The 13,179-nt window shown below is 67.5% G+C and carries 9 protein-coding genes and 1 pseudogene; 9 read left to right on the forward strand and 1 reads right to left on the reverse strand.

The annotated features are described in order from the left end of the window. Positions 1 to 34: 34 nt before the first annotated feature. Positions 35 to 2,686, forward strand: coding sequence for a valine--tRNA ligase (locus DS837_RS17145; RefSeq protein ID WP_211102283.1), 2,652 nt, complete (start codon positions 35 to 37; stop codon positions 2,684 to 2,686). Between the two features lie 220 nt (positions 2,687 to 2,906). Here DS837_RS17145 and DS837_RS33340 read toward each other — a convergent pair. Beyond that, positions 2,907 to 3,956: pseudogene (locus DS837_RS33340) on the reverse strand (methyl-accepting chemotaxis protein); the annotation flags it as partial. 1,077 nt (positions 3,957 to 5,033) lie between these two features. Here DS837_RS33340 and DS837_RS17155 point away from each other — a divergent pair. The 8 genes from DS837_RS17155 to DS837_RS17190 all read left to right on the forward strand — a co-directional run bounded on the left by DS837_RS17155 (position 5,034) and on the right by DS837_RS17190 (position 13,178). Further along, positions 5,034 to 5,858, forward strand: a complete 825-nt coding sequence (locus tag DS837_RS17155) for a YdcF family protein (RefSeq protein ID WP_247889989.1) — start codon at positions 5,034 to 5,036, stop codon at positions 5,856 to 5,858. A gap of 105 nt (positions 5,859 to 5,963) precedes the next feature. After that, the gene (locus DS837_RS17160; protein ID WP_247889982.1) at positions 5,964 to 6,875 is read left to right on the forward strand and encodes a septal ring lytic transglycosylase RlpA family protein; all 912 of its coding nucleotides are present in this window, start codon (positions 5,964 to 5,966) and stop codon (positions 6,873 to 6,875) included. Positions 6,876 to 6,964: 89 nt separating this feature from the next. After that, positions 6,965 to 8,131, forward strand: a complete 1,167-nt coding sequence (locus DS837_RS17165; RefSeq protein WP_149165872.1) for a D-alanyl-D-alanine carboxypeptidase family protein — start codon at positions 6,965 to 6,967, stop codon at positions 8,129 to 8,131. A gap of 70 nt (positions 8,132 to 8,201) precedes the next feature. Beyond that, positions 8,202 to 8,834, forward strand: coding sequence for a dTMP kinase (gene tmk, locus DS837_RS17170; protein WP_149165873.1), 633 nt, complete (start codon positions 8,202 to 8,204; stop codon positions 8,832 to 8,834). Between the two features lies 1 nt (position 8,835). After that, on the forward strand, positions 8,836 to 9,954 hold the full coding sequence (locus DS837_RS17175) for a DNA polymerase III subunit delta' (RefSeq protein ID WP_149165874.1): 1,119 nt from the start codon (positions 8,836 to 8,838) through the stop codon (positions 9,952 to 9,954). A 72-nt stretch (positions 9,955 to 10,026) separates the two neighbouring features. Further along, positions 10,027 to 11,577 carry a methionine--tRNA ligase gene (metG, locus tag DS837_RS17180; protein ID WP_149165875.1) on the forward strand — a complete coding sequence of 517 codons (1,551 nt, stop codon included), beginning with the start codon at positions 10,027 to 10,029 and terminating at the stop codon, positions 11,575 to 11,577. Between the two features lie 6 nt (positions 11,578 to 11,583). Next, on the forward strand, positions 11,584 to 12,381 hold the full coding sequence (locus DS837_RS17185; protein ID WP_149165876.1) for a TatD family hydrolase: 798 nt from the start codon (positions 11,584 to 11,586) through the stop codon (positions 12,379 to 12,381). Then, positions 12,378 to 13,178, forward strand: a complete 801-nt coding sequence (locus DS837_RS17190) for an MBL fold metallo-hydrolase (RefSeq protein ID WP_149165877.1) — start codon at positions 12,378 to 12,380, stop codon at positions 13,176 to 13,178. The genes DS837_RS17185 and DS837_RS17190 overlap by 4 nt, the downstream gene beginning before the upstream one ends. Position 13,179 lies beyond the last annotated feature (1 nt).

Consider the following 13,179-nt stretch of genomic DNA (forward strand, 5'->3'; position numbering starts at 1 on the left):
TTCCGTTTGAATTCGTAAGCGAAAGTTCCTGGTGATGTTGGAAAAGACGTACCGGCCCGCCGAGGTCGAGGAAAAGCACTACCGGCTGTGGGAAGAGACGGGCGCGTTCGCGGCGAAGACCGAGTCGAACGGCAAGCCCTACACCATCATGATGCCGCCGCCGAACGTGACCGGCAGCCTGCACATGGGCCACGCGCTGACCTTCACGCTCCAGGACGTTCTGACCCGTTACAACCGGATGCGCGGGCGCGACGCCCTGTGGCAGCCGGGCACCGACCACGCCGGCATCGCGACCCAGATGGTCGTGGAGCGCAACCTCGCCAAGGAAGGCAAGACGCGCCACGATTTCGGGCGCGACGCCTTCATCGACAAGGTGTGGGAGTGGAAGGCCGAATCGGGCGGCACCATCACCCGCCAGCTCCGCCGGCTGGGCGCGTCGCCCGACTGGCCGCGCGAGCGCTTCACCATGGACGAGGGGCTGAGCCGCGCCGTCCGCAAGGTGTTCGTGGAACTGCACAAGCAGGGTCTGATCTACAAGGACAAGCGGCTGGTCAACTGGGACCCCAAGCTGCACACCGCCATCTCCGACCTCGAGGTCGAGCAGAAGGAGATCAAGGGCAACCTCTGGCACTTCCGCTATCCCATTGAAGGCGAGGCGGACCGCTTCATCGTGGTCGCCACCACGCGCCCCGAGACGATGCTGGGCGACACCGGCGTCGCCGTGCATCCGGAGGACGAGCGCTACAAGGACCTGATCGGCAAGAACGTCGTCCTGCCGCTGGTCGGCCGCCGGATCCCCATCGTCGGCGACGAGTACGCCGATCCGGAGACCGGCTCGGGTGCGGTGAAGATCACCCCGGCGCACGACTTCAACGACTTCGAGGTCGGGCGGCGCAACAACCTCGCGGCCATCAACATCATGGACCGCGACGCCCGCATCACCGGCGACGAGGTCCCCGAGGCCTACCGCGGGCTCGACCGCTACGAGGCGCGGAAGAAGGTCGTGGCCGAGCTGGAGGCGCTGGGCCTACTGGAGAAGATCGAGCCGCACACCCACATGGTGCCGCACGGCGACCGCTCCGGAGTCGCCATCGAGCCCTGGCTGACCGACCAGTGGTACGTCGACGCCGCCACGCTCGCCAAGCCGGCCATCGAGGCGGTGGAGACCGGCAAGACGGTGTTCGTACCCAAGCAGTGGGAGAACACCTATTTCGAGTGGATGCGCAACATCCAGCCCTGGTGCATCAGCCGCCAGATCTGGTGGGGCCATCAAATTCCCGCCTGGTACGGCCCGGACGGCCATTTCTTCGTCGAGGAGACCGAGGAGGCGGCCATCGCCGCGGCCAAGGCCCATTACGGCAGTGATGTGGCGCTGACCCGCGACCAGGACGTTCTGGACACCTGGTTCTCGTCGGCCCTGTGGCCCTTCTCCACGCTGGGCTGGCCGGACGAGACGCCGGAGCTGGCGCGCTATTACCCGACCGACGTGCTGGTGACGGGCTTTGACATCATCTTCTTCTGGGTCGCCCGGATGATGATGATGGGCCTGCACTTCATGAAGGACGTGCCCTTCCGGACGGTCTACATCCACGCCCTGGTCCGCGACGAGAAGGGCCAGAAGATGTCGAAGTCCAAGGGCAACGTCATCGACCCGCTGGAACTGATCGACCAGTACGGCACCGACGCCCTGCGCTTCACCCTGACGGCCATGGCCGCCCAGGGCCGCGACATCAAGCTGGCGGTCAGCCGCGTCGAGGGCTACCGCAACTTCGCGACGAAGCTGTGGAACGCCGCGCGCTACACCCAGATGAACGGGGTGGCCCCGGTCCCCGGCTTCAAGCCGGTCGGGCTGACCCAGACGGTCAACCGCTGGATCGTCGGCGCTCTGGCGGAGGCGGCGAAGAAGGTTGGCGAGTCCATCGAGGCCTACAAATTCAACGAGGCCGCCAACACCGCCTACGCCTTCACCTGGGGCACCTTCTGCGACTGGTACCTGGAGTTCACCAAGCCGATCCTGAACGGTTCGGACGAGGCCGCCATCGCCGAGACGCGGGCGACCACCGCCTGGGTGCTGGACGAGATCCTGCACATGCTCCACCCGCTGATGCCCTTCATCACGGAGGAGCTGTGGGAGCAGCTTTCGGACGACCGGGCGAACCGCCTGATCTCCGCCCATTGGCCGGAGCATGGCGCGGAGCTGATCGACCCCGCCGCCCGCGACGAGATGGATTGGGTGGTGCGGGCGATCTCCTCGGTCCGCTCCATGCGGTCGGAGATGAACGTCCCGCCCGCGGCGCAGATCGAGCTGAAGCTGAAGGACGCCGGTCCGGAGAGCCTGAAGCGGCTGGACACGCACCGCGACCTGGTCCTGCGCATGGGCCGTCTGGCCAGCGTCGAGCCGCTGTCCGGCCCGGTGCCCAAGAGCGCCGTCCAGGCGGTGCTCGACGAGGCCACGCTGATCCTGCCGCTGGAAGGCATCGTCGACCTCGACAAGGAGCGGGCGCGCCTGACCAAGGAGATCGAGAAGCTGTCCGGCGAGATCAAGAAAATCGACGCCAAGCTGTCGAACGAGCAGTTCGTCGCCAAGGCGCCGGAAGAGGTGATTGAGGAGCAGCGCGACCGCCGCGACACCGCGGCGCAGGCCCGCGACAAGCTGCAGAAGGCGCTGGAGATGCTGGCCGCGTAAGGCTGGTCATCCAGACCCCAAAAGTGAGCAAGGGCAGGGGCTTCGGTTCCTGCCCTTTCTCTTTGTCTGAAGAATGCCTGATACCGAAGGCGTTTGATGGCCTCCATCAAACGCCTTCGGTTCAAACCCGGCAGCACATGGCGCAGCCATGTGCGAAAGGGTCATACGGCCGGTCGATCATGGAACTCTTCATGCGCCGGCCGTATGACGGTCTGAGGACTCAAATCTTGATCGAGGACACGAAGCGGTCGGCGTCGGCTTCGAGCTGCCGGAGTTCGTCCGCCAGTTGGGCGGCGGAGTAGATCATCTCGATGGCCGACTTGCCGGTCTCCGCGGCGGTGATCGCCATGGTGCTGACGCTCTCGGTCACCTCGTGGGTGTTGTCGTTGGCCCGGCCCACCGCGCCGACGATCTCCTCGGTCTGTTCGAGCTGGTCGCGCACGGCGGCGGATACGTCCTCCGACAGGTGGGCGACCTCCTCCACGGTGGTCCGGATGGCCCGGATCGCCTCGACGACGGAGCCGGTGGCCTCCTGGATGGCCCCGACCTGACCGGCGATGTCCTCGGTCGCCTTGGCGGTCTGGTTGGCCAGGACCTTGACCTCCGATGCGACGACGGCGAAGCCCTTGCCGGCTTCGCCGGCGCGGGCGGCCTCGATGGTCGCGTTCAGCGCCAGCAGGTTCGTCTGTCCGGCGATGTCGTTGATCAGCCGGACGATCTCCCCGATCCGCTGCGAGCTGTCGGCCAGCGCCGCCACCGCCGAGTCGCTCTGCCGGGCGTGATCGACGGCGCGGCGGATGGCCGTGCTGGAGGTGGTCACCCGCCCGCCGATCTCCCCGATCGAGGCGGAGAGGGTGCGCGACACGTTGTTGACGATGCCGACCACTTCCGAGGTCCGCTCCGCCTTTTCCGACGTGTCCAGGGCCTGCTCCTTCATCTTCTCCGCGGTGTCGCGCAGGATGTGCGCGCCGTTGCGGATCTGGTCGGCAGCGTGATCAACCGTGTGGAGCACCCGCCCGAACGCCGAATCGAAGTCGTGGGCGATGGCGCGGAGCGCGTTTTCCCGTTCCTCCTCCGCCCGCCGTTCGGCCCGGCGGGATTCCTGCTCCAGCTCATGCGTGCGCTGAAGATTCTCCTTGAACACACTGACGGCGCGGGCCATCGCGCCGATCTCGTCGCGCCGCCCGGTCTCCGGCACGGTGGCCGTCCGGTCGCCGCCGGCCAGTCGTTCCATCACGCCCTCGATCAGGCGCAACGGCCGGGTGATGCTGCGGGCAACGAGCAGGCTGATGATCGCGAAGCCGACCAGCAGGACGGAGCCGACCTGGAGCACGTTGGCGATCACCTCGCCGCGCACCCGGTTCTGAGTCTCCACCGCTCCGGCCATGCCGGCGTTGGCCGACTCCAGCAGCGCCTCGAAACGCGGCACCATGGCCTGGAAGGCGTCGTTGAAGGTCTGCACCTCGGCCCGGAAGGCCTTGGTGGCGTCGACGAAGCGGCCGAGGTCGGTGCGGTAGGTGCGGGCCTGTTTCTCCAGCTTGGTCTGGGTGGCCGTGTCCAGCCCCGAATCGGCGAGGAAGAAGGTGAACTCGTTGAAGGCCTTGCGGTGGCCGGACAGCAGCGATTCGTCGCTGTAGATGATAAAGTCCTTCTCCATCTTCCGCATGGATTCCATGCGGCCGGTCAGCTTGTCGGCGTTCGGCCACTGCTTCAACTCGTCCTCGATGGCGCGGGCGGAGGCGCGCAGGACGCCGCGCAGACCGCTGTCGTCGGACAGACCCAGTTCCTTCGCCCGCGCGACGACCGACGAAAAGCGCTCCTTCAGCGTGCCGATGCCCTGGGACAGGTGGTCCAACTCTTCCGGCGGCAGGCGCTCCACACCGCGTTCCTTGAGGTTGTCCAGCAGACGCGAGGCTTCCTCCGCGTTCTTCGCGAAGGCCTCGGCCGCCGTCTCGTCGCGGTCGGCCACGAAGCGCAGCGCCTGGAAGCGCAGGCGGCTGGCCCGGCGCTCGATCGCGGCGGTGTGCTCATAGGCGTCGCGGAACTGGTCCAGTTCGGCGGTCGCCTCGAACATGCGCTGGGCGCCGACGGTGACCGTCCCGCCCAGAAGGCCCAAGGTGACCACGGACGCGGCGACCAGCAGCGCGATTCGCGTGCCGATGGAAATGTTCGACAGCATATGCGGTAAATCCTTGGTTGCGCCGCGGACCTTACCCGCCGCCGAAGACGCCGCTGTTACGGATTGATGGCGGATTCGTTACCGTGCCGTCGCCTCTGGGCATTCATGGTGAACGCCCGTATCTAGAAACCGCTGGAAATCGAAAGGGGAGGTCGGCTGTTGTCCTTCGTGCTGTCGAAGCTGCTGTGGCTCCTGGTCTCGCCGGGCAACCTGCTCGTGCTGATCCTCACCGCCGGGACGGTGTTGCTGTTCACCCGCCGTCTGGCCCATTGGGGGCGGCGGCTGGTCGTGGCGGTCACCGTCGGCTTCGTCATCGTCATGGTCACGCCGATCGCCTCATGGGTCGCGCTGCCGCTGGAGGAGCGCTTTCCCCGCCCCGAGTTGCCGGAGCGGGTGGACGGCATCATTATGCTGGGCGGGGCGGTGAACCCGCCGATCACCCGCGACCGCGGCGAGCCGTCCGTCAACGACGCGGCGGAACGCGTTCTCGGCTTCGCTGAATTGATCCGCCGCTACCCCCAAGCGCGTGCGGTGTTCACCGGCGGCTCGGGGCGGCTGGCCGGGCAGGACGCCCTGGACCTGCGCGAGGACCTCGCCGTCCGCGGCGCGCTTCGGCAGGTCGGAATCGACCCAGACCGCGTGACCTACGAGAACGAGTCCCGCAACACTTGGGAGAACGCCCTGTTCAGCCAGCGGCTCGTCCGGCCGAAGCCGGAGGAGACCTGGGTCCTGGTGACCTCGGCCATGCACATGCCGCGGTCGGTCGGCATCTTCCGGCAGGTCGGCTGGGAGGTGATTCCCTATCCGGTCGATTACCGCACGCGGTTCGGCGGGCGCCCCTTCGTCCGCTTCGAGTTCGACAAGCAGATCGACGCGCTCCAGGACCCGGTCCGCGAGTGGATCGGCCTCGTCGCCTACCGCCTGATGGGGCGGACCGATTCGCTGTTTCCGGGGCCCGCCCATGACCGCGATGCAGCACAGGCGGGATCCTGACGGGTGTTGCGCGGTTGGCGCGGGGAGGTAACTCGGCTAGAGTGGCCCCACCAGATTTAGCGGGGTGGGGCCATGCGACGCGCGCATATGCTGAGGGGGGCGGCCGTGCTCGCAGGAGCGCTGACGCTCGCCGCCTGTGCGACCGCGCCGCCCGCGCCATCCTCGTCCGGACTGCCGCGCAGCGGCGTCTACAAGGTCGGCAAGCCCTATCAGGTCAACGGCGTCTGGTATTATCCCACCGAGGATTACTCCTACAGCGAGACCGGGATCGCCTCCTGGTATGGGCCGGGATTCCACCAAAAGGTCACCGCCAACGGCGAGGTTTACGACCAAAATGAGCTGACGGCCGCGCACAAGACCTTGCCCATGCCAAGCCTCGTGCGCGTCACCAATCTCGACAACGGCCGGTCGTTGGTGGTTCGCATCAACGACCGCGGCCCCTACGCCAACGGGCGAATCATCGACATGTCGCGGCGCGGCGCGCAATTGCTTGGGTTCGAAGGCACAGGCACGGCCAAGGTGCGCGTGCAGATTCTGGCGGAGGAAAGCCGCGCGGTCGCCGCCGCGGCCCGCCAGGGCACGCCGGCCCCGATGCTGGCGGAGCTGGACGGCCCGTCGCCAAAGGCCGCCCCGCGCAGCGCGGTGGAGGTCAACGGCGCCGCCCGCGCCATTTCCGCCGCGGTCGCCCGCGCCCCGGTGCCGCCGCCCACCACGGTGGCCGGCGACATGGTGGACGGCCGCTTCGTTCCGGCCCCGGTGGTCGCCGAGCTGCCGGTCAAGCCCTACGAGCAGATCTATGTCCAGGTCGGCGCCTTCGGCAGTCCGGACAACGTCACCCGCGTGCGCGCCCGCCTGGCCTCGCTCGGCCAGCAGGCGCAGGTCACCCAGACGGTCGCCGGTCGGCAGCGGCTGCAGCGGGTGAGGGTGGGGCCGCTGGCCAGTGTGGAATCCGCCGACGCCGTTTTGAACCAGATCCTCCAAGCCGGCCTTACCGACGCCAAAATCGTGGTTGATTGATCACCCGCGAGCCCAGTCCAAGCTTGGCCCGGCACCGGGCCTCGTTCCGTTTCACGTCTTGTCCAGTCCGCGTTTCGAAGGGAGTTGTCATGGTCGCTGTCGTCCGCACCCGCGTTGCCCGCACCCGTTTCGCCATGGGCCTTGCGGTCGCGCTGTTCGCGGCGGGGGTGGGGCCGGTGGCTCACGCCGCCAGCATCGAAACCATCGCCAAGCAAGCGATCCTGGTCGATATCACCTCGAACACCGTGCTGTTCGAGAAGAGCCCGGATCAGCGCATGGCGCCGTCCTCGATGAGCAAGATCATGACGATGTACATGGTCTTTGAATCGATCAAGGAAGGCCGGGTGACGCTGGACAGCACGCTGCCGGTGTCGGAGCGCGCGTGGCGGATGCAGGGCTCCAAGATGTTCGTGGAGTTGCACAACAACATCAAGGTGGATGACCTCATCAAGGGCGTGATCGTGCAGTCGGGCAACGACGCCTGCATCGTCTTCGCCGAAGGTCTCGCCGGCTCCGAATCGGCCTTTGCCGAGCGCATGAACAAGCGCGCTCGCGAATTGGGGCTGAAGGACACCAACCTGACCAACGCGACGGGCTGGCCCGATCCGAACCACTACATGACCGCCCGCGATCTCGCGATCCTGGCCGAGCATCTGATCAAGGACTTCCCGGAATACTACCACTATTATTCGATCCGGGAGTTCAAGTACCACGGCATCAACCAGGGCAACCGCAACCCGCTGCTCTACCGCGGCATGGACGTCGACGGCATGAAGACCGGCCACACCGAGGCCGGCGGCTATGGTCTGACCGCCTCGGCGGAGCGGGAGGGGCGCCGTCTCGTCCTGGTGGTCAACGGCCTGCCGAGCATGCAGGCCCGCGCCGACGAGTCGGCCCGGCTGATCGAGTGGGGCTTCCGAGAATTCGCCACCTACGCCCTGTTCAAGGCGGGCGAGACGGTCGATCAGGTGCCGCTCTGGCTGGGCGCTCAGGACAGCGTGCCGGTCACCGTGCCGGAGGACATGAAGGTCACCATGGCCCGCGCCGACCGCGGCGGCATGAAGGTGTCGCTGGTCAGCAACGCCCCGGTCGCGGCGCCGGTGAAGAAGGGCGACGTGGTCGGCAAGGTGGTGGTGTCGGCGCCGGGCTTCCCAGGCAAGGAGTTCCCGGTGGTCGCCGCCCAGGACGTGGAGAAGCTGGGCTTCGTCGGCCGCGCCCTGGCGGCGGCGAAGTTCCTCATTTTCGGGGCGAGTTGATTGGTGTAAGCCGGCCCGTCACCGCCGGAATCCGGAACGCGGCGGGCCACATCACCATCGGGAGCAGACCATGACGCGCGGGCGGTTCATCACGCTGGAGGGCGGCGAAGGGGCGGGCAAGACCACCCAGATCCGCCTGCTCGCCGACGCGCTGATCGGTTGGGGGAAGCGGGTCGTGCTGACCCGCGAGCCCGGCGGCTCGCCGGGCGCCGAGGAGATCCGCGGCCTTCTGGTGTCGGGCGAGACTGGCCGCTGGGGTCCGGTGACCGAAGCGCTGCTGCACACCGCCGCCCGCCGCGACCATCTGGAACGCACCGTCTGGCCGGCGTTGGAGGCCGGCCATTGGGTCATCTGCGACCGCTTCTTCGACAGCACCATGGCCTATCAGGGCTATGGGCTCGGGCTGGGGCGCGATCTGGTCGCCACGCTCCAGGCCACGGCCCTGGGCGACTTCCGGCCCGACCTGACCTTGATCCTCGACCTGCCGGTGGAGGAGGGGCTGGCCCGCGCCGCCGCCCGCCGCGGCGGGGAGGACCGCTACGAGCGGATGGACGTCGCCTTCCACCACCGCCTGCGCGACGGCTTCCTCGACATCGCCGCACGCGAGCCGGAGCGCTGCGCGGTCGTCGATGCCGGACACCCCGTGGAAACGGTACAGGCGGCCATTCTGGACCAAGTGACCCGTCGCCTGGGAGCCTCCTGAGGTGAGCCGCGCCCGCGCGCCAGAACCGGTCGCGGAGGAGGATGCCCTCGCCCCGCGCCGCAACCCCGAACTGACCGGCCATGACGACGCCGAGCGCCTGCTGCTTGACGCTTGGAACTCCGGGCGCTTGCCACACGCTTGGTTGATCGGCGGCCCCCCGGGGATCGGCAAGGCGACGCTGGCCTTCCGCTTCGCCCGCTTCGTCCTGTCCCAGGTGCACGAGCCGCCGGATGCCGGCCTGTTCGGCGCGCCGCCGCCGCCCGCCACGCTGGCGCTGTCTCCGGACGCCCCGGTCTTCCGCCGCGTCGCCTCGGGCGGGCACGCCGACCTGCTGACCGTGGAGCGCCAGCGCGACGAGAAGCGCGATCGGCTGAAGCGCGACATCGCCGTGGACGACGTGCGCAAGATCGGCCCCTTCTTGCGCAAGACCGCCGCCGAGGGCGGCTGGCGCGTGGCGGTGATCGACGGCGCGGACCGTATGAATCTCAGTGGCTTGAACGCCATTCTCAAGATTTTGGAGGAGCCGCCGTCCGGCGCGTTGCTGCTTCTGGTCAGCGACAACCCCGGCGGCATGCTGCCCACCATCCGCTCCCGCTGCCGCAAGCTGACGCTTCAACCGCTTCCTGAGGAAACGGTTCTCAACCTGTTGGTCCAGCATCGTCCGGACCTCGGCGGCGAGGACCGGGCGGCGCTCGCGCGGCTGGCGGAGGGCAGCATCGGGCGGGCCATCGGGCTGGCCGAGGCCGGCGGGCTCGACCTCTACCGGGAACTCATCGGTCTGCTCGGCACCCTGCCGCGACTGGACGTCGTCGCCGCCCACGCCTTTGGCGACAAGCTGACCCGCAAGCAGGACGACGGTCTGTACGAGACGGCCACCGACCTGCTCGTCTGGTGGCTCGCCCGCTTCGTCCGGTCGCTGGCCCGCGGCGCCTGGCCGGCAGAGGTGGTGGCCGGGGAGGCCGCCCTGATGACCCGTCTGGCCAACGCCCGCGGCCTTGAACGTTGGGTGGAGGTGTGGGAAAAGGTCCAACGCCATTTCGCCCGTGCGGAATCCGCCAATCTCGACCGCAAACAGGTGGTCCTGAACGCCTTGGCGACGCTGGAAGCGGCTGCTACTTAACACGGACGACACACCACGCCCATCCGGACCGGCGACGCGCCGGGCCGGCGCATTCTCGGGAGAGCCTCTGACATGACCGGGTCGAAGACCTTTTACCTGACGACTCCGATCTATTATGTGAACGACGTGCCCCACATCGGGCACGCGTACACCACGCTCGCCTGCGACGTGCTGGCCCGCTTCATGCGGCTGGACGGCTATGACGTGAAGTTCCTCACCGGCACCGACGAGCACGGCCAGAAGGTGGAGAAATCCGCCATGAACGCCGGCATCGCGCCGCAGGAGTTCACCGACCGCGTGTCGAAGAATTTCCGCGACCTCGTCTCGCTGATGAACTTCTCCAACGATGACTTCATCCGCACCACGGAGCCGCGGCACATCGCATCGGTGCAGGAGCTTTGGCGCCGTCTGGAATCGGCCGGCGAGATCTATCTCGGCAGCTACGCCGGCTGGTACTCGGTGCGCGACGAGGCCTTCTACGGCGAGGACGAGCTGACCACGTCGCCGTCGGGCAAGAAGATCGCCCCGACCGGCGCCGAGTGCGAATGGGTCGAGGAGCCGTCCTACTTTTTCCGCCTCTCGGCCTGGCAGGACCGCCTGCTGGAGTTCTATGAGCAGAACCCGGACTTCATCGCTCCCGCCGGCAAGCGCAACGAGGTGATGGCCTTCGTGAAGTCGGGGCTGAAGGACCTGTCGGTCAGCCGCACCACCTTCAAGTGGGGCATCCCGGTGCCCGGCAACCCCGACCACATCATGTATGTGTGGCTGGACGCCCTGGCCAACTACATCACCGCGGTCGGATTCCCGGACGAGGGCGGCGAGTACGCCAAATACTGGCCGGCCAACCTGCACATGGTCGGCAAGGACATCCTGCGCTTCCACGCCGTCTACTGGCCGGCCTTCCTGATGGCCGCCAAGCTGGCCCCGCCGAAGCGCGTCTTCGCGCACGGCTGGTGGACCATCGAAGGCCAGAAGATGTCCAAGTCGTTGGGCAACGTCATCGCGCCGGAGACGCTGGTCAACACCTACGGCCTGGACCAGACCCGCTACTTCCTGCTGCGCGAGGTGCCCTTCGGCAACGACGGAGACTTCTCGCACAAGCAGATGGTGCAGCGGATCAACGGCAACCTCGCCAACGATTACGGGAACCTCGTGCAGCGGTCCCTGTCGATGATTGGCAAGAATTGCGGGGCCGCCGTCCCGCAGCCGGGCGCCTTCACCGAGGCCGACGAGGCCCTGCTCGGCGCCGCCCGCAACCTGCTGCCGATCGTCCGGGCGGAGTTCCAGGCGCAGGCCTTCCACAAGGCGCTGGACGCCATCTGGGCGGTGATCGGCGACGGCAACCGCTACGTCGACGAGCAGGCGCCGTGGGCGCTGAAGAAGACCGATCCGGCGCGCATGGCCACGGTGCTGTACGTGCTGGCCGAGACCATCCGCCATCTCGCCATCCTGACCCAGCCGATCATGCCGGAAGCCTCGGCGAAGATCCTGGACCAGCTGGCGCAGGGGCCGGAAGCCCGCGGGTTCGACCGGCTGGGGGCGGGCGGGGCGCTGATCGCCGGCACGCCGCTGCCCACGCCGCAGGGCGTGTTCCCGCGCTATGTGGACGAAGCGAAGAGCTGACGAACGATGCTGGTCGATAGCCATTGCCATCTCGACTTCCCTGATTTCGCCGAGGAACTGGACGCGGTCGTGGACCGCGCCCGGCAGGCGGGGGTGGGGCGGATGGTGACCATCTGCACTTACCTGTCGCGCTTCGACCGCATTCTGGCGGTCGCCGAGCGCTATGACGATGTTTTGTGCTCGCTTGGCGTCCATCCGCACCAAGCGGCGGAGGAGATCGCTGGGGTGAGTGTCGAGCGCCTCGTCGCGCTGTCGAAGCATCCGAAGGTGATCGGGCTGGGCGAGACCGGGCTCGACTACTTCTACGACAAGAGCCCGCGCGACGTTCAGCAGGAGTGCTTCCGCCGGCACATCCGGGCCAGCCTGGACACCGGCCTGCCGCTGATCGTGCACACCCGCGACGCCGACGACGACACCATGCGGATCATCCGCGAGGAGGCCGCCGGACAGCCGGTCCACGGCTTGCTGCACTGCTTCAGCTCCGGGCGTCAACTCGCTGAAGATGCTCTGGATTTCGGATTCTACATCTCGCTCTCCGGGATCGTCACCTTCAAGAAGTCGGAGGACCTCCGCGCCATCGTGAAGGACGTTCCGCTGGACCGGATTCTGGTGGAGACGGACGCGCCCTACTTGGCGCCGGTGCCGTTCCGCGGCAAGCGAAACGAGCCGGCCTACGTCGCCCACACCGCGGCTTGCGTCGCCGAGGTCAAGGGTGTGGACGCCGCGGACATGGCCCGAATCTCCACCGAGAACTTCTTCCGCCTGTTCCCGCGCGCCGGAACGGCCAATCAGGTCACCGCATGACCGGCCAGCGGGTCACGATCCTCGGCTGCGGCGGATCGCGGGGCGTTCCCGTAATCGGTCTCGGCTGGGGCTCCTGTGACCCGGCGAACCCCAGGAACCACCGGATGCGTCCGTCCATCCTGGTGGAATGGGAGCAGGAGAGGGCCGGGCAGGGCAGTGACGTCAGCATACTGGTCGACACCTCCCCAGATCTGCGCCAGCAGCTTCTCAACGCGGATGTGCGGCGGCTCGATGCCGTCCTGTGGACGCACCAGCACGCCGACCATGCCCATGGCATCGACGAACTCAGGGAACTGTGCCGCGCCATGCACGCGCCCATCGACGCCTTTGGCAGCGCCGATGATCTGGCCGAGTTGGAGCGGCGTTTCGGCTACTGCTTCGAGCCTCTGCGCCCCGGTGAACCCTTTTACCGCCCGGTGTTGACGCCTCGCGCCGTAGAAGGCCCGTTCGAGGTGCGCGGTCGCCGGATCGTTCCCTTCGAGCAGGATCACGGATATCTGAAGACCCTTGGCTATCGCTTTGATAAGTTTGCCTATTCGACCGACGTTGTGAGGTTGGATGAAGACGCCTTCGCGGCGTTGGAGGGTGTCGAGGTGTGGGTGGTGGACTGCGCCCGGATCGAGCCGCCGCACCCGGTTCATGCCCATCTCGCCTTGACGCAGGAATGGATCGCGCGGGTGCGCCCCAAGCGGGCCTACCTGACGCACATGGACCAGACCATGGATTACGACACGCTCCGCCGGCTGCTTCCCCCCGGTGTCGAGCCCGCCTATGACGGGCTCGTCATCGAGCTTTGAC

This window comes from Azospirillum brasilense (genome assembly GCF_008365405.1).
In the GTDB taxonomy this organism is placed as follows: Bacteria; Pseudomonadota; Alphaproteobacteria; order Azospirillales; family Azospirillaceae; genus Azospirillum; species Azospirillum brasilense_D.

Excerpts from the sequence above, each read along its gene's own strand:
- metG (WP_149165875.1), top strand. The coding sequence starts at position 10,027 with ATGACCGGGTCGAAGACCTTTTACCTGACGACTCCGATCTATTATGTG.
- DS837_RS17185 (WP_149165876.1), top strand. The coding sequence starts at position 11,584 with ATGCTGGTCGATAGCCATTGCCATCTCGACTTCCCTGATTTCGCCGAG.
- DS837_RS17165 (WP_149165872.1), top strand. The coding sequence starts at position 6,965 with ATGGTCGCTGTCGTCCGCACCCGCGTTGCCCGCACCCGTTTCGCCATG.
- DS837_RS17190 (WP_149165877.1), top strand. The coding sequence starts at position 12,378 with ATGACCGGCCAGCGGGTCACGATCCTCGGCTGCGGCGGATCGCGGGGC.
- tmk (WP_149165873.1), top strand. The coding sequence starts at position 8,202 with ATGACGCGCGGGCGGTTCATCACGCTGGAGGGCGGCGAAGGGGCGGGC.
- DS837_RS17145 (WP_211102283.1), top strand. The coding sequence starts at position 35 with ATGTTGGAAAAGACGTACCGGCCCGCCGAGGTCGAGGAAAAGCACTAC.